The organism is Magnetococcales bacterium (assembly GCA_015228935.1).
Classification (GTDB): Bacteria; Pseudomonadota; Magnetococcia; order Magnetococcales; family DC0425bin3; genus HA3dbin3.
The window spans coordinates 1-19,173 of the sequence record JADGCO010000031.1 but is presented as its reverse complement, the minus strand read 5'-3'; the positions used below and the strand labels follow the sequence as shown (position 1 = coordinate 19,173).

The 19,173-nt window shown below is 50.7% G+C and carries 17 protein-coding genes; 2 read left to right on the top strand and 15 right to left on the bottom strand.

Annotation, left to right across the window (positions count from 1 at the left end; all coding sequences use genetic code 11):
- Positions 1-46: 46 nt before the first annotated feature.
- From HQL65_09415 to gltA, 7 genes are all read right to left on the bottom strand, one after another.
- Positions 47-1,585 carry a 2-isopropylmalate synthase gene (locus HQL65_09415; GenBank protein ID MBF0136445.1) on the bottom strand — a complete coding sequence of 513 codons (1,539 nt, stop codon included), beginning with the start codon at positions 1,583-1,585 and terminating at the stop codon, positions 47-49.
- 111 nt (positions 1,586-1,696) lie between these two features.
- Positions 1,697-2,503 carry a CDP-diacylglycerol--serine O-phosphatidyltransferase gene (gene pssA / locus HQL65_09410; GenBank protein ID MBF0136444.1) on the bottom strand — a complete coding sequence of 269 codons (807 nt, stop codon included), beginning with the start codon at positions 2,501-2,503 and terminating at the stop codon, positions 1,697-1,699.
- The gene (locus HQL65_09405) at positions 2,490-3,158 is read right to left on the bottom strand and encodes a phosphatidylserine decarboxylase family protein (GenBank protein ID MBF0136443.1); all 669 of its coding nucleotides are present in this window, start codon (positions 3,156-3,158) and stop codon (positions 2,490-2,492) included. The genes pssA and HQL65_09405 overlap by 14 nt, the downstream gene beginning before the upstream one ends.
- 160 nt (positions 3,159-3,318) lie before the next feature.
- Positions 3,319-4,338, bottom strand: coding sequence for a ketol-acid reductoisomerase (gene ilvC, locus HQL65_09400; protein ID MBF0136442.1), 1,020 nt, complete (start codon positions 4,336-4,338; stop codon positions 3,319-3,321).
- A gap of 231 nt (positions 4,339-4,569) precedes the next feature.
- Entirely contained in the window at positions 4,570-5,055 is a 486-nt protein-coding gene (gene ilvN / locus HQL65_09395; GenBank protein ID MBF0136441.1) for an acetolactate synthase small subunit, read from the bottom strand.
- A gap of 11 nt (positions 5,056-5,066) precedes the next feature.
- Positions 5,067-6,767, bottom strand: coding sequence for a biosynthetic-type acetolactate synthase large subunit (gene ilvB, locus HQL65_09390; GenBank protein ID MBF0136440.1), 1,701 nt, complete (start codon positions 6,765-6,767; stop codon positions 5,067-5,069).
- A 204-nt stretch (positions 6,768-6,971) separates the two neighbouring features.
- Positions 6,972-8,270, bottom strand: coding sequence for a citrate (Si)-synthase (gltA, locus tag HQL65_09385; protein ID MBF0136439.1), 1,299 nt, complete (start codon positions 8,268-8,270; stop codon positions 6,972-6,974).
- A 133-nt stretch (positions 8,271-8,403) separates the two neighbouring features.
- On the opposite strand from gltA, the gene HQL65_09380 reads away from it, so the two are divergent.
- Both HQL65_09380 and HQL65_09375 read left to right on the top strand, forming a co-directional pair.
- On the top strand, positions 8,404-9,906 hold the full coding sequence (locus tag HQL65_09380; protein MBF0136438.1) for a dynamin family protein: 1,503 nt from the start codon (positions 8,404-8,406) through the stop codon (positions 9,904-9,906).
- A 155-nt stretch (positions 9,907-10,061) separates the two neighbouring features.
- Positions 10,062-10,391 (top strand): HigA family addiction module antidote protein, encoded by a 330-nt coding sequence (locus tag HQL65_09375; protein ID MBF0136437.1) that lies wholly within the window; start codon positions 10,062-10,064, stop codon positions 10,389-10,391.
- 119 nt (positions 10,392-10,510) lie between these two features.
- On the opposite strand, the gene HQL65_09370 is transcribed toward HQL65_09375, so the two are convergent.
- From HQL65_09370 to HQL65_09335, 8 genes are all read right to left on the bottom strand, one after another.
- A complete protein-coding gene (locus HQL65_09370) occupies positions 10,511-11,713 on the bottom strand; it encodes an SUMF1/EgtB/PvdO family nonheme iron enzyme (GenBank protein ID MBF0136436.1) in 1,203 nt (400 codons plus the stop codon).
- A gap of 11 nt (positions 11,714-11,724) precedes the next feature.
- Entirely contained in the window at positions 11,725-13,740 is a 2,016-nt protein-coding gene (locus HQL65_09365; protein MBF0136435.1) for a hypothetical protein, read from the bottom strand.
- A gap of 11 nt (positions 13,741-13,751) precedes the next feature.
- Complete coding sequence (locus HQL65_09360; GenBank protein ID MBF0136434.1) at positions 13,752-14,675, bottom strand: hypothetical protein; 924 nt, start codon at positions 14,673-14,675, stop codon at positions 13,752-13,754.
- 39 nt (positions 14,676-14,714) lie between these two features.
- On the bottom strand, positions 14,715-16,040 hold the full coding sequence (locus tag HQL65_09355; protein ID MBF0136433.1) for a MotA/TolQ/ExbB proton channel family protein: 1,326 nt from the start codon (positions 16,038-16,040) through the stop codon (positions 14,715-14,717).
- Between the two features lie 232 nt (positions 16,041-16,272).
- Positions 16,273-16,809: a hypothetical protein gene (locus tag HQL65_09350; GenBank protein MBF0136432.1), complete on the bottom strand. Its 537-nt coding sequence runs from the start codon at positions 16,807-16,809 to the stop codon at positions 16,273-16,275.
- A 13-nt stretch (positions 16,810-16,822) separates the two neighbouring features.
- Positions 16,823-17,632: a hypothetical protein gene (locus HQL65_09345; GenBank protein MBF0136431.1), complete on the bottom strand. Its 810-nt coding sequence runs from the start codon at positions 17,630-17,632 to the stop codon at positions 16,823-16,825.
- Between the two features lie 779 nt (positions 17,633-18,411).
- The gene (gene fur, locus HQL65_09340) at positions 18,412-18,837 is read right to left on the bottom strand and encodes a ferric iron uptake transcriptional regulator (protein MBF0136430.1); all 426 of its coding nucleotides are present in this window, start codon (positions 18,835-18,837) and stop codon (positions 18,412-18,414) included.
- A complete protein-coding gene (locus HQL65_09335) occupies positions 18,821-19,159 on the bottom strand; it encodes a hypothetical protein (protein MBF0136429.1) in 339 nt (112 codons plus the stop codon). Before HQL65_09335 ends, fur begins: the two co-directional genes overlap by 17 nt.
- Positions 19,160-19,173: the final 14 nt, after the last annotated feature.

The following is a 19,173-nucleotide window of genomic DNA, read 5'->3' as shown; positions in this document are numbered from 1 at the left end:
TCAAAAGGTTGCTTCGCTCCACTGACAAACAATTTTTGTGCCAAGTTCAAACCCCCCGGCGAATTTCGCCGCGCTTGGTGGCGAGTTTGTTCAGGGCATTGATGTAGGCCTTGGCGGAGGCAATGATGACATCATAATCGGTGCCTTGGCCATTGACGCGGGCATCATCGAGGGTCAGACGCACGGTCACTTCGGCCTGGGCGTCCATGCCGCCGGTCACGGCCTGGACCTGATAGAGGGACAGTACTGTGGACCGGGCCATGGGAACGGCTTGACCCACGGCCTTGAAAACCGCCTCCACCGAACCATCGCCCCAACTGGAACCATGACACGTTTCGCCGCCGATTTCCAGTTCCACGACGGCGACCGGCGTATCGCGGGTTCCGGAGGTGACATGCAGTCGGATCAGACGGAAATGGTCGGAGACCCGCACCACTTCGTCTTCCACGAGTGCCTTGATGTCTTCATCGTACAGATCCTGTTTTTTATCCGCCAGACTTTTGAAGCGCTGGAAGGTCAGGTCGAGTTCGGCATCGGTCAGGTCATAGCCAAAACCCCGCAATTTGTCGCGGAAGGCATGACGCCCGGAATGTTTGCCGAGGACCAACTGGTTGGTTGTGAGTCCGACGGAGGCGGGGGTCATGATTTCGTAGGTGGAGGCGTTTTTCAGGACCCCATCCTGATGGATGCCGGATTCATGGGCAAAGGCGTTGGCACCGACGATGGCTTTGTTGGGTTGCACGGGGAAGCCGGTGATGGTTGAGACCAGCCGCGAGGAACGCATGATTTCCGTGGTTTCGACACCGACCTCAAAGGGGAGGATATCGCGGCGGGTCCGGAGGGACATGACGATTTCTTCGAGTGCGGCATTACCGGCCCGTTCACCCAAGCCGTTGATGGTGCATTCGACCTGACGGGCACCATTGAGGATGGCCGCAAGGGAGTTGGCCACGGCCAGACCCAGATCATTGTGGCAGTGGACTGAAATGACGGCCTTGTGAATATTGGGAACCCGCTCCATGAGGGTATGGATGCGGGCACCGAATTCATGGGGGAGGGTATAGCCGACGGTATCCGGAATATTGACTGTCGTGGCTCCGGCGGCGATGACGGCTTCCACGATGCGGCAGAGAAAATCCATGTCGGCCCGTCCGGCGTCTTCTGCCGACCACTCCACGTTGGAGGTGTATTTGCGGGCATGGCGCACGGCGGCGATGGCTGCTTCCACGACGGCATCCGGTTGCATGCGCAATTTGTGCTGCATGTGGATGGGGCTGGTGGCGATGAAGGTATGGATGCGCGGATTGGCGGCTCCTTGCAGGCTTTCCCAGGCCCGGTCGATATCTTCCGGGCGGGCACGGGAGAGGCCGGCCACGCTGCACTCCCGCACGGCCTTGGCCACGGCTTGCACGCTCTCGAAATCACCCTGCGAGGCGATGGGAAATCCGGCCTCGATCACATCCACCCGCAATTTTTCCAGTTGGCGGGCGATGCGGACTTTTTCCTCCACATTCATGGAGGCTCCGGGGGATTGTTCGCCATCCCGCAGGGTGGTGTCGAAAATGATGATCTGTTCGTGCGTCATGATCTTGTTCCGTAAGATGTGAGATGAAAAAACAAAAAAAACAAAAAAACAAAATGAAAAAAAAGAGGGGGTTTGGGGGATTCATCCCCCAATGGGGTCTGGGGCGAAGCCCTAAATAGATAGATCCTTCACTTCGTCACCAGGAACTTCCTTGCCTTCGGCCAGCAACTGGCGATATTCCCGATGGCTTTGGAAGGCCGAGACAAGGTAGAGGAGACCCACCAAAAACAGGGTGATGGGCATGTCGATGGTCAGGATGGCAATGAACAGGACCGTGACCACCAGGGCAAAGAAGGGGCGTTCCCGGTGCCAGGTAATATCCTTGAAGCTGCGGAACCGGATCGTGCTGACCATGAGAAAGGCCAGAAAATAGGTGGTGATCAACGGCCACCAGTGGAGCAGGGTGCGTTCGGCAGTGCCGCCTGACCAGGGTTGGATACCCAGATCCAGGTAAAACAGGATGGTTGCCACCAGGATGCCTGCCGCCGCCGGGACCGGCAAGCCCTGAAAATATCGGCGCGACAGCCGTTCATCCTGCACGTAGTGTTGGACATTGAACCGGGCCAGGCGCAGGGCACCGCAGACCATGAACAAAAAGGCCCCGGCCATGCCAAGGCGGCTGAAAGGGGCCAGGGACCACTGGTAGACCAGGATGCCGGGCGCAATACCGAACGAGAGAAAATCGGCCAGGCTGTCATACTCCTTGCCAAAGGCGGAGACACCGCCGGTGGCCCGGGCCACCCGGCCATCCAGGGCATCGAAAATACCGGCAACCAGGATGGCGATGGCACTGCGCTCGATCTTGCCATCCAGGGAACCCATGATGGCGTAGAACCCGAAAAACAACCCTCCTGTCGTCAGGAGGTTGGGCAGGATGTAAACCCGTTTGTTGGGGCGGGGTTGTTCAGGCGTGGGCACGGGCAGGCTCCAGCCGGGCGACGATGGTTTCGCCGGCCCGGGTTTGATCGCCGATGGTCAGGGGGACTTGCGCCGCCGGTGGCAGATAGAGATCGACCCGGGAACCAAAGCGGATCAGACCGAAGCGTTCGCCACGGGACCATCGGCTTCCTTCGCCGGCCCGACAGACAATTCGCCGGGCCACGAGGCCGGCCACCTGCACCATGACGACCGGGCCGACATCGGTGGCGAGCAGCAGCTCCATGCGTTCATTTTCCGTCGATGCCTTGTCCAAGGCGGCGTTGAAAAAACGTCCCGGATGATAGACCTGTTTCCGGACCTCGCCGGCAGCGGGCATGCGGTTGACATGGACGCTGAAAACGTTCATGAAAATGGAAACCTTGCGGGCCGGTTGCCCGGAGAGGGGGGCGGCGGGAATCTCTTCCACGGCCACGATCCGGCCATCGGCTGGCGCGATCAGCAGACCGGCATCTGCCGGCGTCTGCCGGTCCGGGTCCCGGAAAAACCAGAGGCACCAAAAGGCCAGGATCCAGGGGGGGATGTCTCCCAGTACACTGGGGCACAGCCACGAGACCAGGAGTGCCACCCCGGTGAAGGCGATAATGAAGGGCCAACCCTCCCTGGCTACGGGAACACGCACCTTGACCTCCGTCATCCTCTATTTGACGATCCAGACTGTCTGCGGCTGTTCGACATGTGTCGAGCAGCCATCCAACGAACATCGATGTTGCCTGGATTTCAGGCCCGGTTTTGCGGCTGCTCGACAGGTGTCGAGCAGCCACTCAACGAACATCGACGTTGCCTGGATTGTGGACTCAGTTCCGTGATTTGTCCACCAGCTTGCTTTTTTGGATCCAGGGCATCATGGCCCGCAACTGCTGACCGAGTTTTTCAACCGGGTGTTCCTGGCCAAGACGGCGCAAGGCCAAAAATTTGGCGCGTCCACCGGCCTGATTTTCGGAAATCCATTCGCGGGCGAATTCGCCGGTCTGGATTTCACGCAATATTTTTTTCATTTCCAGGCGGGTCTGGTCGTTCACCACGCGGGGACCCCGGGTCAGATCGCCATACTCGGCGGTATTGGAGATGGAATACCGCATGTTGGAGAGGCCTCCCTCGTAGATGAGGTCCACGATCAGTTTGGTTTCGTGGAGGCATTCGAAGTAGGCCATTTCCGGGGCGTAGCCCGCTTCGACCAGGGTTTCGAAGCCGGCCTGGATGAGGGCCGAAATGCCGCCGCACAGGACGGCCTGTTCGCCGAACAGGTCGGTTTCGGTCTCTTCCCGGAAGGTGGTTTCGATGATGCCGGCCCGACCGCCACCGATGGCCGAGGCATAGGCAAGGGCTGTTTCCAGGGCACGACCGGAGCTGTTTTGATGAATCGCCACCAGGGTGGGGACACCGCCACCTTTGACGTACTCGGAGCGGACCAGATGGCCGGGGCCTTTGGGGGCGGCCAGGATGACATCCATGTGGGCCGGGGGATCAATCTGACCGAAATGAATGTTGAAGCCATGGGCAAAGGCCAGGGTGGCACCATTTTTCAGATGGGGGGCGATGTCTTCCCGGTAGATGCGGGCCTGGTGTTCATCGGGGACCAGCATCATGATCAGATCGGCCCCGGCCACGGCCTGGGGGATTTCGGCCACGTTCAAGCCGGCATTCTGGGCTTTTTGCCAGGAACCGGATCCAGTGCGCAGACCCACCACGACCGGCACACCCGAGTCCTTGAGATTTTGGGCATGGGCATGTCCCTGCGATCCGTAACCGATGATGGTCACCTGCCGGGATTTGATCAGGCCCAGATCCGCATCGCGGTCATAATAGACTTTCATGAAAAGCTTCTCCTTGGCATGAACTGAAATTCTCCAAACGGGCTACTCAGCCCATCAAGTCTTTATTTGTCGCAACTATTCAGCCCCCCGTCAATAAACGTTTGAAAAACTGGGAAGGAGGTCCAGGAGGAAGGGCTGTGCCCTTCCTCCTGGCGGGGTTTGGGGCGGAGCCCCAACAAGGTCTTTCATGTCGAATCCTTTTTTGAAAGGGTTCTGAATGGTTACTTTTTGTCAAGTCTTTTTATCGCCTCGGGACATGGCCACCTTGCCGGTACGAACCATTTCCACGACGCCCAGCGGGGTGAGCATGGCCAGACAGGCATCGAGCTTGTCACTGCCGCCGGTCACCTCGATGATGAACGAAACCGGGGTGGCATCGACCACCCGCGACCGGAAAATATCGGCAATACGCATGATTTCGGCGCGAATATCGCGTTCGGCGGATACCTTGATCAGCATGAGTTCCCGTTCCACGTGGGGACCGTCGGTCAGGTCCACGACGCGAATGACCGGGATCAGTTTGTTCAATTGCTTGGTGATTTGTTCGGTGATCTGGGTATCGCCGTGGCTCACCATGGTGATGCGCGAGGTGGTGCCATCGCCGACCGGGGCCACCGAGAGGCTTTCAATGTTGAATCCACGGGCGGAAAACAGCCCGGATACCCGGGTCAGGACACCGGGTTCGTTGTTCACCAGGACCGACAGGACGTGTCTCATGGCGACTCCCTTCACAACAAGATCATTTCGTTCATGGCAGCGCCAGCCGGCACCATGGGATACACATTGCACTCCCGGTTGGTGCGAAACTCTGCGATCACCATGCCCGGGGTTGCCATCGTTTGGCGCAAGACCGACTCCACCTGATCCGGGCGCTCGGCCAAAAGACCGGTGGCACCGTAGGCTTCCGCCAGTTTCTGGAAATCGGGGGCGGCCATGTCCGACAGGTCGGTCTCCGAATAGCGGCGGCCATAGAACAACTCCTGCCACTGCCGGACCATTCCCAAAAAGCTGTTGTTGAGGATCAATATTTTGATGGGAAGCCGATACTGGCGGGCGGTACCGAGTTCCTGGATATTCATCTGGATCGAGCCGTCGCCGGAGATGAGAAAAATGGGCTGATCGGGCTTGGCCACCAGGGCACCGAGGCTCGCAGGGAGACCATATCCCATGGTGCCGAGTCCGCCCGAGGTGAGCCAGCGTCTGGGGCGGTCAAATTTGTAAAACTGGGCCGCCCACATCTGGTGCTGACCCACATCGGTGACGATGATGGCATTGCCATGGGTCAATTCGTAAAGGGTCTTGATGACCGATTGCGGTTGGATCACCTTGTCATCCTGGTTGAACTTGAGACACTCCCGCCGTCGCCAGGTTTCAATTTCGTTCCACCAGGGGGTGTAGTCCGGTTTTTGTTTGCGGAAGGTGGCGTCGTTGATCAAACCGATGATTTTTCCCAACACATGTTTGACATCGCCGACGATGGGCACATCCACTTTCACATTTTTGGAGACCGAGGTGGGATCGACATCGATGTGAATGATTTCCGCCTCGGGGGCAAATTCGGACACCCTGCCGGTGACCCGGTCGTCAAAGCGGGCACCGATGGCGACCAGCAGGTCGCAGCGGGTGACCGCCATGTTGGCCTCATAGGTGCCGTGCATGCCCAGCATGCCCAGAAACTGCGGGTCCGAGCCGGGAAATCCTCCCAGGCCCATCAGGGTATTCGTGACCGGTGCCCCCAGGATATGAGCAAATTCCGTCAATTCCTGGGCGGCATTGGAGAGGATAACGCCCCCTCCTGTATAGATGACCGGACGCGAGGATTTTTGCAGCAGCTTGACGGCCCGGCGAATCTGTCCGGTATGTCCCTCGATAGTGGGGCGATAGGAGGGAATATCGACCCGTCCATCCCGATAGACATGTTCGGTCTTCTGGGTCAGGATATCCTTGGGAATGTCGATGAGGACCGGCCCTGGTCGTCCGGTGCGGGCGATATAGAAGGCCTCGCGGATGATGCGGGCCAGATCTTCCACCTTTTTCACCAGATAGTTGTGTTTGGTGCAGGAGCGGGTGATGCCGACCGTGTCGGCCTCCTGAAAGGCGTCGTTGCCAATCAGGCTGGAGGAGACCTGTCCCGTGAAACAGACAACCGGAATGGAGTCCATGTTGGCGGTGGCCAGGCCGGTGACCGCGTTGGTTGCTCCGGGTCCGGATGTGACCAGAACCACACCAACCTCTCCCGTGGCCCGGGCATAGCCATCGGCGGCATGGACGGCACCCTGTTCATGCCGGACCAGAATATGCCGCAAATTCTTTGCTTTGTAAATTTCATCGTAAATATTGAGAATGGCCCCTCCCGGGTAGCCGAAAATCGTCCGGACGTTCATTTCCTGCAAGCACTGCACGAAGATTTCTGCACCGTTCAGCTTCAACTTTCATTCTCCAACGCGATCGAGTTCTTTGTTCCCAATCCTGACAAAGGGAAGGAGACACTATGTATTTTTCATGTACCGTGTCAACGGCATGTCGCAAGGAAATTTCCGGCAGGCGACCATGAGGGTGGGTGGAGTGTGCTGTTTCGAGGGGGACCGGCGGGGGGATGCACTTTCCGCCGGTCTCCAGAAATTTCAGGGAGTTCAGCCGCGATTTTCGATGGCGACATAATCCCGTTTCTTGGCTCCGGTGTACAACTGTCGGGGCCGCCCAATGGATTGGTCTTTTTCTGCCATCATCTCCATCCACTGGCTGATCCACCCCACCGAGCGGGAGAGGGCGAAGATCACGGTGAACATGTTGGTGGGAATGCCGATGGCCGACAGGATGAGACCGGAGTAGAAATCCACGTTCGGATAGAGCTTTTTCTTGATGAAATAGTCATCTTCCAGGGCAATCTGTTCCAGTTTGAGGGCGACCTGGAGGCGGGGATCATCGGTGCGATCCAGCTCCTTGAGGACCTCATGGGCGGCGACGCGCAATATTTTGGCACGCGGGTCGTAATTTTTATACACCCGGTGTCCGAATCCCATCAAGCGAAAGGTGTCCTGGGGATCCTTGGCGCGGCGGATGTATTCGCCGATGTGATCCGGATTGCCGATTTCTTCCAGCATGTTGAGGACGGCTTCGTTGGCACCGCCATGGGCCGGGCCCCACAGGGCACCAATACCTGCCGAAATGGCCGCAAACGGGTTGGCCAGCGACGAACCGGCCAGGCGCACGGTGGCGGTCGAGGCATTCTGCTCGTGATCGGCGTGCAGGATCATGATTTTTTCCATGGCCTGCACCAGCACCGGGGAGATGTGATAGGTATCACACGGGACCGCAAACATCATGTGCAGAAAATTTTCGACAAACCCCAGTTTGTTCTGGGGATAGATGAACGGTTGCCCGACAGCGTACTTGTAGGAAAATGCCGCGATTGTCGGCATCTTGGAAAGCAATCGGTAGGCAGCGATTTCCCGATGACGCGGATCGGAAATATCCAGGGAATCGTGATAGAACGACGAGAGCGCCCCCACCACCCCGACCATGATGGCCATGGGATGTGCATCACGCCGGAATCCATGATAGAACTGTTGCAGTTGCTCGTGAACCATGGTGTGATGGGTCACGAGTTGCTTGAAATTGGTAAACTCCGCCTGGGTGGGGAGGTGGCCGAATATCAGCAAATAACACACTTCCAGATAACTGCTTTTTTCCGCCAATTGCTCGATGGGATAGCCCCGATGCAGCAGGATGCCCTGATCACCGTCGATGAAGGTGATGTCACTCTTGCAGGAGGCTGTGGAACGAAATCCAGGATCCAGCGTGAAAAGGCCAAACTCTTTGAAAATGTTTCCTATTTCAATGACTGGCGGTCCTTCGGAACCCTCGATGACCGGCAGATTGACCTCCTTGCCGGTACGGTTGTCGCGAATTGTCAGGGAATTCTTGTCCATGGCGTCACTCCAAATTTATTCCAAATAGAGATACGTACCGAACCTAGACCAATTGAGTTCCACATACCGTTTAGGTTATACCAGAAAAGGTTTGCATCCCGCACCGTTTTCCCCTGGACCTGTGGAGACCTTCATGTCAACAAGCAACACCAGCCAGATTGATCGCCGGCTCAACAGCCTGGAAAAACACCTGAAGGAGGAAAATCCCATCCTGCTGAAGGTGGTACAAAGTTTTCGGGAACTTGATTGGGTTGCCTATCGGATGGGCATCCTCAGCCGCGAGGAGTCTTTTGCCACACGGGTACCCTGGTGGCCCCTGATTTCGGTCCTGGGGACCTTCAGTGCCGGAAAATCGACTTTCATCAATCATTTTCTGGAATTGCCCCTGCAACGTACCGGCAACCAGGCGGTGGACGACAAGTTCACGGTCATCTGTTTCAGCAACGAGGACAAGATTCACACCCTGCCCGGTCTGGCCCTGGATGCCGATCCCCGGTTTCCTTTTTACCAGATCAGCCACGAGATTGAACAGGTTGTTTCCGGTGAAGGGCGGCGCATCGATGCCTATCTGCAACTCAAGACCTGCCCCACCGAAAAGCTGCGAGGGCGGATCATGATCGATTCGCCCGGTTTTGATGCCGATGCCCAACGCACCTCCACTTTGCGCATCACCGATCACATCATCAACCTTTCCGATCTGGTCATGGTCTTTTTCGACGCCCGCCATCCAGAACCCGGGGCCATGCGGGATACCCTGGACCATCTGGTGGCCAAGACGATCAACCGCCATGACTCCAACAAGTTTCTGTTTATTCTGAACCAGGTCGATTGCACGGTCCGCGAGGACAATCTTGAAGAGGTGGTGGCGGCCTGGCAGCGGGCCTTGGCCCAGTCGGGTTTGACCGCCGGGCGTTTCTACCAGATCTACAATCCCGAGAGTGCCCATCCCATTGCCGATGCCACCCTGAAGGCCCGTTATGAGGCCAAACGGGATGAAGACATGGATGAAATTGTCCAGAGAATCAACCGGGTCGAGATTGAGCGGGCCTATCGCATCATCGGTGTGCTGGACCATACGGCCAAGGTGATCGAAATGGAAGTTGTGCCCCGGATGCGGGACATGTTGCGCAACTGGCGCAAAAATGTCCTGATCACGGATGCCATCCTGTTGGCCATCCTGGGAGTTTTGGGGGTTTATTCCTTTGCCGCCCAGGGGGCATCGGCTTCCATGGGTACCTGGCTGGGTTCTCTGCTGCTTCTGGACTGGTCGTCAGGGGCCTGGGGCATGCAACAGGTTGGGGTGGTTGCGTTGGCGTTGGCCATTCTGGGTGTATTGGGATCGGTCCACATGTTCGTGCGCAAATATGCGGCGCGCCTGACCCTGACCAATACCCTGCGGGACATTCAAAAGCCCGACATTCGCGATTTTCTGACCCGGGCCTTTGCCCTCAATACCCGACCGCTTCGTTCCCTGCTCACCCTGACGCCAACCGGGTGGGGTGGCCGGACCGAAAAAATGATCCACAACGTCCTGAAAGATGCCGACAGCTACGTCCAGAACCTGAACGATCAATTCACCAATCCATCCGGCAGGGCCGGCGGGCAGAATCCCCAGGCCCATACGGAAGCGTCTTGACCCCCATCGAATCAAAAAAACTGGCCCCTCTCCTGATTTGGGAGAGGGGTCATCCGGGTTCAGGACTCAATGGCGAGTGTGTTTTGAGTGGCCGGACGGTGCAATACGACCCTTCAATATCGAAATTGTCGATGACCGCTCATGAAGGAGGCACTATGATCGAGAAACGACCCATTTACCCGATTCATCCAGGTAAAATCCTGGCCGATGAATTGGCCGAGATTGGAGTAACGTCCGCCGAATTGGCACGACACATCCACGTACCATCCAATCGGATTTACCAGCTCATTGCCGGTAAACGGGCCATGACTGCTGACACGGCTTTGCGTCTTGAACAATGGCTTGGGGTAGAAGCCGCTTTCTGGATGAACCTGCAAAAAAGTTATGAGCTTGATCTTGCATCCGAGCAGTTTGGCGAGGAAATCAAGCGCACGATTATCCGAAAGTACCAGCCGGAGACGATGGATAGGGTTTCAATTTCATGACCTGTTGGGACAATCTTCCCGCAGGCAATCCACGTCAATTCGGTATGATCGTGTGACAAATCTGTGCCGGTCAGGGCATGGATGAGATTCTCAGATGATCAGATAGAAGCAATATTTACTCATTTTGATCTCTGGATGCGGTCAACCGCCATGCGAAAGCCTGCCCATGATATTTTGTGCAGGGGAAGTTTCTCATTTTCAGACAGCGGCTTTTCCAACATTTCCAATGTGGCAAGTGAGAGTTTATGTATGATAGGAGTGCGCCATCCTCCACCCATTAGCTTGAGGGAATTGTCTGATCCTTGTACCAATTCGGCCACGTTACCCACCATATCAACCAAACCGTTGGTGAGACATTTAGAGTCGCGATCAACCGAAGCCCCGGCTGCCCAGCCATTGTTTTTTCCGGGGACGCGAGGTGGTGGTGGACAGGAGTCACAAAGATTGGGGTGACTTTTTTTATCCTGGCAAATCTCATTTTTATCCTTATCCTCCATGTATTTTTTACCCAATGCGGCTCCCAGCCATTGCTCAGGTGTTGGCAAGTGAAAGTGCAGACCTGGGTATTGAGCGGAATACCATTCCATGAAGGTCTGAATTTGCATCAGGGTTAGACAATTTATGGGATAAGAACCCCCTCGAGGTCGTTCCTGGTATCCTGGCCAGTGACATCCCAGTCCAATTTCAGCCGGGGGTTGGCATACTCCTGCACTCACGCAGGCGGCATATTGGACTACTGTTGTCTCTGTACGACCCAACCAATAAGGGTTGGATATTTTGATTTCTCGTTTATCGCCATCTTTATCTGTGGCTTGAATAAGGGTTGGGTCGAAATGGATGAACAACTGCGGGTCGGGTTCAGTTTCGGGTTCGGGTTTGGGTACTGGAATACATTCCAACCTCTTGCCAAAAATTATTTGGGATTCCTGCCACTCCTGTTGTGACATAATATCGCCTCTCCGGGGGTTATACTCTTTCCAGGGGGATTTTTTCCTCAAGGTTAGAACAATTTTATCGATTACTTCCCAGGTAGGGAATGGCCCCAGGGCAATAACCTCCGAACATGAATGATTCTCGACTTTATTTCGAACATGTATTCGACGAGCCGACTTGAATCCAGCTTCATGCAGGCGGGTTATACGTGCCTCTTCATAGACCCAAGAAGCCACACAACATCCGACGTACTGTGATTCAACGTAAATCGACAGGATCTGTTTTAGATCTGGGTTTACCAAGGGAGGTGCAGCAATACCTGGGATGGTCAGTGTTCCTGTGACCCCTAATAGTAGAGTAAATCCTATGAAGTATCGGCGCAGGAGCATGATTATGGATCTCACTTGATAGTCGATAGTGCTTTAACGCACTCTTTGGTCAGCCCTTTTTTGCATTGATTTGGCACCTTTTTTTTGTCAATAACCTCATTCAGGAAGTCGATACAGTTTAGAGGGCATTTACCACCACTACCACCACCATCTTCACCATCACCTTCACCATCACCTTTTCCACCACCATGTCCTTTGCCGCCTTTACCACCACCGCTGGGATCTGGGCCGGAAATCTTGGAATTGACTTGGTTTACTTCCTGGGTCTTTGGAATAACCTCGGAAGGAGCTTCAGATTTTGTGGCTAACAGTTTCTCAATCAGTTTCCGGTTACTTGGGAACAGGTAGGCATATTTATTTCGGGTGTGGTTGCTGTTCCATTGCCGGGTCAAAGTATCAGTACATTTACTTATTCGTTCCTTCAGTGACAGTACTACATTGTCTCCACCTTTAGGTTCATAGCACACATTCCCATTTGGAGCATCATGGATGGTCGTCTCGACGAGACTTTTTTGTTTCCCAAAGGTATTCAATGCTTCTCTAACCAACTTATTGGCATGCTGAGAGAATGATTCACGCTCCTCATTCAAATGGAACGTAATTTTTACTTGTTGCAGGTCGGATGGAAACTCCCCGACCAAGGTCTCTAATTGATTATCCTCGAGATTCTCGTATGTGCCGATCTTTTTCTGAAATTTCTCGACCAGATTGTCTACTTTTTTATCATCCTTAATCTCATAGATACCTGTGACTATATCGGGAAACCGTCTCTTAAGATTATTTTCTGCTCGCTCTTTGCGTTTAGTCTCGACGATATTTTGCAGGCAACGCTGTAAATTGTTAGTAAAGGCTTCGTGTTCCAAGTTTGATCTTTGAATTATCCGTTCTGTCAATCGATTGGAACGGGCTTGACGATATGTATTCTCTTCAGTCAGGAAATTATTCACCAAAGATTGTCGAACCTTTTCAGAAAACGAATTATTAAGTTCCTCTAAATGGGCTGACAAGGTCATGGGCCAATCGGAGGATTTGTCCAAGGCTGAAATGATTTCACTCCTTGGCAAGCCTGGGCATTGTTTCTCCAAGTCCAACTCATCAAGGATATGAGTGCGGAATGCTTTCCATTCCAAGGATTGAGCTTGTTCGCCAATAAGTTTTTTGAGACCCGAATAAGGACTAAATCCAGATTGTCCCCGGCACTGCGGGCTGCCTTTCTCAAGCTGTTTTGCCTTGTCTATTAGCTCTTGTTCCATGTTTGAGTAAATTTCTTCCGAAAATTTTCCAAAAATTGGTTTGAATCCTTTGATGAAATTTTCTTGCCACCTTATATGGTCCAATTCTTTATCAATTTGGGTTCGAATGTTATCCTTCAATGGATCCCCTTCCATCCTGAACAAATGTTTTTCTGTCAGTACCTTCTGATGCAAACGTTCGACCAAAGATGCTGCTTTCTGGTTGGGTATTTCCCGAGAAATCAAGTCAACAAGGCTTTCAACTTCCTCTGGTTTGACAAAGCACCTCTTTTCCAATCCATCCCTCTGTTGCTTTGCCGCCATATTCCGACCCTCGGTGTAGTTGGTCAGGAATCCACCATCCAGGCTTTTTTTGATGATTTCATTGATTGTATTCTGGTTTTTGTCCAGCATCTCCTTGGGCCATGTGTCAGGGTTCAGACCGGTTTGATTGGACGCAAATTGCTTGAGCATTCCGGTAATAACCATGTCTAATTTAGATTTTTCTTTTTCTTTCATAAGTTCCATGCTTTTATTTAAGTCCAGATGTTCCTGAAGTGAATTCAGCATTTGTTCCTTCCATTCCTCAGCAGAGGTTAGATGTTCCGGAAGGAGCTTGAGTGCTTGCTTAATGGATCGCCTATCTTGCGACTTGGCTGTCAAGTCTGACAGGTCGATATTGACTTCTTTATGCTTAAGCCCTTCTTCTCCAAAAATTGAGATAGGAAAAACCAGGACCAGGCAGACAGTCAATACCACGGTGAGTGTATTCTCATAATGCCATCGGTTATTCATTACGTTATCTCCTACGGAGTGTAGTGCCAAATATCTCTTGACGATACTTGGGGAAATCCTGCATCATCCAAACGGTCTCGCAAAAGCTTTAGCGTAGCTGTACGGTAACGAGACCCAAGAATCTTATTATTTGATACATTTGGAATTGATTCGTGTGGGGTATGTTGTTCAGGGATCGGCTTGGGCTTCAAAAACAGAGGGTTAAATTCCGGTCCCATTTTGTCGTCAAATTCTTGATCGACTTTTTCAGAATTAACCCACGAACTTATAAATATAAGCTCGACATTCTTAACTTTTATTCGGAAATCGTCAATAAATAAATCGACGCTCTTTGATATTTTATTCTCATCATTTTTTGTTAGTGAGCTAATTAGCTTTAAATTTTTATCTTTTCCTTTTAGGAATACATGTTCCTTCCCACTTTCAACCAACTGTGCAAAACGCTCTTTGATGAGTTCTGTTAACTTTAAGTGGTATTTTTTTGGATCGCCGGTTAATTTTTGTTTTAAACGCTCAGCCGCATCGCGAGTCTTGGAAAAGTCGGTGATTCCGCTAAATGTGTCTTTATCCATGATTATTTCCGGTTCTTTTGGATAGCCGTCTTTGAACTGTTTAAATTCATCATGGATAGAATCTTCCCGTGTCACTTGTTCAATTGCCTTATCCAGGAGTGTTTCCCGAGCGAGAGCAATGGCTTCCGCTTTTTCTTTAAGAATAGACTGTGAATTTGGGACGGTATCTTTGGTCTCGGAATACAATCGTTGAGCATCTTCGCGTTTTACTTTCTCTTGCTCCACCTTGATGGTAAAGAAAAGAGTCAGGATGACCACCAAGTGCAGCATAAGCTGTGCCAGTGTGGAGTTTATATCGACCTGCTCGTCTCCTTGGTTTTGGAGATTGTTGTGGATCGGATGTTGGTTCTCGAATTTGCTCATAATGTAGGCACCTCAATCAAAAGGTGTTTGACACACCCGTTACTCAGAGTTCTGGTCTGGTGTCGTTTTTGGAGGAGTATAAAGAATATAAACTTCACTGCGTAAATTTTCCACCTGTGTAAGCATCAGTTTTCTGAGTTTATTTTGTTCATTATTCAATGTTAGGGTCAGATTTTCCTGGTTAGAACGCAATTGAGCAATCTGGCTTTCTATTTTTTCTCGTTCACTGATTTTTAGTATTGTATCCCCTAAACGTAGATATTCCTCCGACTTCAAAACTTTATTAATAATCTCGTATTGTTTATCTACTGTAAGCTGAAGGGCGTTCAATTGATAAATTATATTATCTTCACCTTGGCGTAAAGCTCCAATTTTCTGATTTTGATCTTCCTGGGATGTTATTCGATTTGAGACCTCCGCACCAAGTTCGATTTTCATTGTTGCTTGCTGCTTGGCAATGGTGTCAGTTATATTGCTGAGGCTGGACAATTTACGTGTTACTTCCCCAAAAATAACATTAACCTCATTAAATCTTTCCTCAAGACTTGTGAGAGCCGTCTGTATTTTCTTCTGGTTTTGTTCAATAATATCTATTTTATCAAATTTTAATAATAAATCTAAATTTTTTATTATATAATCCCGTGTTTCAGTGTTGTAGATTGGAATATTCCCAGAATCTGATCTGTTGCTAATTGTCCACCTCATTATTATTCCTGTGGGTGGCCCAAAAACATAAGCCACTACAATCGCAGTCAAAGTGCTGTAAAAGGCAGCACCCAGAGAAACAATCATGGACTGAGAGTCCTCGGTATGGGCGAGGGTGGCGTACCCCTCGGTCATACCGATAATAGTACCCAATAAACCGAATTGCATAAGGTAGAATTGGTAGGAAGGGACAAAAGGAAATCGATTTTGCGTTAACCATTTCTGCAACAAATTTATTTTCTGTATCCAGTCTGCGTGTTGGGTCAGAACCAAACACGAGCCGACCAATATCGACCCAAAAAAATAGATCAAAAGTAAAGGGGAAACCGCTGAAAGGTCAAGGCGATAAGCAATCCCAACGCCAATTTTTTTGTAAAATTCGGGAATTTCTATTTCCGGAGATTTTGATTGGAGATTGGCTTTGGATTCATTTTCCCGGTTCACTACGTTTGGATTTTCAAATTGTTCTTTTAATTTATCTGCGGTATTGGAATTTGATGGTAAATGAATGACATCTATCAAATTGTTCCACGATGCCTTAACATTATAGTAGCACACGATTCCTGACCATGACAATCCGAGGATGCCCAATAGCAAGAATAAAAAGATCACTACTGTGGCAAATTTCCGACTGTTTATCGGGGAAGAGGTAGCTGTCATGCCGATGTACTCCGTGTTCCTTTTTTGAGAGGAATTGAACCAATCACCGAACCCAAACACGATGGTTTGGGCGTTTGCCCAGGGATTTGTCGCTCACAACAACGACGTGTCCCTGGGCGTATGCCCGGGTTTTTCTGAAGCGAATCATGTCCATTGGATCTGACGAAATCCTTGACTAATCAACCAGTCAGGTTTACAAGAGTCAGCTTCCGATATTGACTTCCTCCGTATGTCACTCCTGTACAACTTTCAATCTTTCCAAGGATGTACACCAGTCACTGACACGCAGATGGATAGTCAAAGATCCACTTTGTTTTTTCGCCAAAGGCATCTTCACAGAAAAGGTCTTGCTTGACTTGGCAGGAATCACCTGCTCCCTTTCAAGAATTTTACCATCCTCTCCTTCAAACACCATTGTCACTCGGCCGGGAGAGTTATCGGATTGGGCTTCTGCCAAACCTCTACCGGACACGGTCAGCTTGTTGGCATCTTTAATTGGCAAAGATATCACTTCCCTCTCATTTTTGTTTTCGCAATTCTTTGCCGTAAATTGTGTGCAATTCACTTTGCAAACAGAAAATTGTTCTTGAAGAACAAAAATTTCTTGGGCATGCCCTTTGATGGGCGCAAAAGAAACACCCAGTATCACCACACCTATCACCAGAACTTGCTTAAGTTGATCGCGTTTGAATTTCACTTCCTCTATTTTTAACAATTTCAAACCTTTTGCAGCGACCGTGTGTTTCGTGTTTATATTGGGATTCATCATGACACGACTCCTTTTAGTTGCATGGACATCTGGCACACTTCATGACTATGATTGCGCGTTTTATTCTATCTTCATTTCCATTGCTGATTGCTTCCTTCAATTCATTTATTTTAGCTTCACAGTTTCCATTTGGAACGGGTCCATTGGCATCAATTTTCGTATCCCAACCATTTATTATGCAATCATTTTTCTTTAGTTCATATTTATTGAAATCAATACATGTTTGGGAAACAGTCTGTTGAGCAGGTTTTTCTAATATAATATTCTCTCCTCCAGAACTTGTTTGCTGTTGATTGGATTCCGCTAATATGATGTTATCTCCTCCAGAATCATTACTATCTATCGATTTTAATGTATCTTTCTCATAATTGATACTCCTAGAGCCATTATCTACTGACTTCTGATTTACGCGAACGATATCGGCAGCGGTGGAAAAGGGAGTACTCGTCTTGGTTTCTGCTGATTTCAGATCTACGCGAACGCCATCCTCGGTTTCTGGATGCTGTGGCCAAGTTGCACTTGGGGAAATGGCGGGGGTGAAAAAATAAACCAGCACAAAAACTCCAAGGGCACCACTAGCCCGGACAAAGCTACTTTTAAATCTCATGTCCACATTCAGAAAGCCAGGTAGAGCGGCTGCGAAAGCTGCTGCGCCAAGGGCTATCAGTGTTCGGAAAACAGTCTGTTGATAGGGGGTAGGATTGGGTTTCACGAAAGTGATGATTACAGTACCGAGTACAAGCAATATCCCAACACCCAGCAGAATAAAGTCAAGATTTCCAGTGTTGGTTGAGGAATCTGGTGGTCGTATATTTTTCGGCATTGTGTATCCTGTGAGATGCGGCTAAATCCTGAAGGCCCAGGGTTGGCGACCGAGAAGCATGTCAGTGGAAAAAAATGTCTCTGCGATGATGTGAAAAAAGCATGATGTCAAATCATTGGCCTTGATCACGATTTGGGCCAATCCGGTCAAATCATTCGGGGATTGTTCATATATTTTCCATATTTTCAATATTTTACGAATAATTAATGCCAAAAACCGCACATGGTGACCGAAATGACATTCATAGCTGACACTATAGACTTTTTGCAGAGCAGTGCCAATTATTATTTGACATGTAATAAAAAATTGCGCCTGTTATGAGTAATATTGTTTATTGTTATTCTGGTCAAAGTGCGTGATGAAAGAAAAATGGATTCGCATTTACAAAGTGCTGTTAAGACATAAAAATCATCTATATCAATTAATTGAATTGAACAATATTATTGCATTTGATATGGTTTCTTAGGATAGGTCATGCTGGATTTTCAATTAAGATAAGCATACTATTTATAATTTTAATAATAATTTTAAGAAAAACCATTCAATTTATGCATTTAACAGTTATTTTCACTTACATAAACATTTGCACTCCCTCTTGGGTTTGGCTGGCTGACGGGAGTTACAGTCATCTTTGCCAAACTTCCAAAATTCCGACGGAGACATCTTTTGCCCACCTTGAAACGGTTTGCCATCATCACCTTTTCGGCCATGGGCAGGGGCTTTTTGAAAATAGAATCCATAGGGCTGGCTCCCAGGCAAGTCAAGGACAGAGTCCTGGCTTACGACCTGTTGGGACAATCTTCCCGCAGGCAATCCACATAAATGTGGAGGGAGTGATCCTGAACGGCAAACTGGTGCTGTTGCGCGATCACATGTTGGCGTTTTTCAATCTCTTCATCAAAAAATTCCAGCACATGGCCACATTGCAGGCAAACGAGGTGGTCGTGGTGGTTGCCGTGATTGATCTCGAAAATCGCCTTGCCGCTTTCGAAGTGGTGGCGCACGAGCAACCCGGCATGGACAAACTGGGTCAATACCCGGTAGACCGTGGCCAGACCAATTTCCTCCCCGTCTGCCAACAGGCGGCGAAAAATATCCTCGGCAGTCAGGTGTTGCCGCTCCTCAGCCATGAAAAGACTCAAAATTTTCATGCGGGGCAGGGTGGCTTTCAGGCCGGCTTTTTTCAAGTCAAAATTTTTGGTCATGTTCGTCGCCAAAAACGTCCTGTAACGAGTGGGCGTCTATTGCGCGATCCGTCAGTACACGCAATGCGTTGAGGTCGGAGGCAAGCACCTTCTGCCTGATCCAGGCAGGCAGGTTCGGAAAACGGTGATGGAGGATTTGGAGCAGGATGGTGGCCCCACCTTCCTGGCGGCCCTGCGCCAGCCGATGCCCAAACCTCGGTAAAGAAAAAAGCTCCTCATCAGGCGTTACGTCTATCAACCTATCAAGCCATTCTTTCCCAAGCCGGGAAACGTCCTCGGGTGTGACCCCATCCATTTCTGGATCATACAATGAATCCTTCATGAGCAATCTCCTTA

What these genes read in the sequence shown, in the direction of transcription:
- HQL65_09415 (MBF0136445.1), bottom strand. Translation starts at nt 1,585, where the DNA reads ATGACGCACGAACAGATCATCATTTTCGACACCACCCTGCGGGATGGC.
- HQL65_09405 (MBF0136443.1), bottom strand. Translation starts at nt 3,158, where the DNA reads ATGACGGAGGTCAAGGTGCGTGTTCCCGTAGCCAGGGAGGGTTGGCCC.
- ilvC (MBF0136442.1), bottom strand. Translation starts at nt 4,338, where the DNA reads ATGAAAGTCTATTATGACCGCGATGCGGATCTGGGCCTGATCAAATCC.
- ilvN (MBF0136441.1), bottom strand. Translation starts at nt 5,055, where the DNA reads ATGAGACACGTCCTGTCGGTCCTGGTGAACAACGAACCCGGTGTCCTG.
- gltA (MBF0136439.1), bottom strand. Translation starts at nt 8,270, where the DNA reads ATGGACAAGAATTCCCTGACAATTCGCGACAACCGTACCGGCAAGGAG.
- HQL65_09380 (MBF0136438.1), top strand. Translation starts at nt 8,404, where the DNA reads ATGTCAACAAGCAACACCAGCCAGATTGATCGCCGGCTCAACAGCCTG.
- HQL65_09375 (MBF0136437.1), top strand. Translation starts at nt 10,062, where the DNA reads ATGATCGAGAAACGACCCATTTACCCGATTCATCCAGGTAAAATCCTG.
- HQL65_09370 (MBF0136436.1), bottom strand. Translation starts at nt 11,713, where the DNA reads ATGCTCCTGCGCCGATACTTCATAGGATTTACTCTACTATTAGGGGTC.
- HQL65_09365 (MBF0136435.1), bottom strand. Translation starts at nt 13,740, where the DNA reads ATGAATAACCGATGGCATTATGAGAATACACTCACCGTGGTATTGACT.
- HQL65_09360 (MBF0136434.1), bottom strand. Translation starts at nt 14,675, where the DNA reads ATGAGCAAATTCGAGAACCAACATCCGATCCACAACAATCTCCAAAAC.
- HQL65_09355 (MBF0136433.1), bottom strand. Translation starts at nt 16,040, where the DNA reads ATGACAGCTACCTCTTCCCCGATAAACAGTCGGAAATTTGCCACAGTA.
- HQL65_09350 (MBF0136432.1), bottom strand. Translation starts at nt 16,809, where the DNA reads ATGATGAATCCCAATATAAACACGAAACACACGGTCGCTGCAAAAGGT.
- HQL65_09345 (MBF0136431.1), bottom strand. Translation starts at nt 17,632, where the DNA reads ATGCCGAAAAATATACGACCACCAGATTCCTCAACCAACACTGGAAAT.
- fur (MBF0136430.1), bottom strand. Translation starts at nt 18,837, where the DNA reads ATGACCAAAAATTTTGACTTGAAAAAAGCCGGCCTGAAAGCCACCCTG.
- HQL65_09335 (MBF0136429.1), bottom strand. Translation starts at nt 19,159, where the DNA reads ATGAAGGATTCATTGTATGATCCAGAAATGGATGGGGTCACACCCGAG.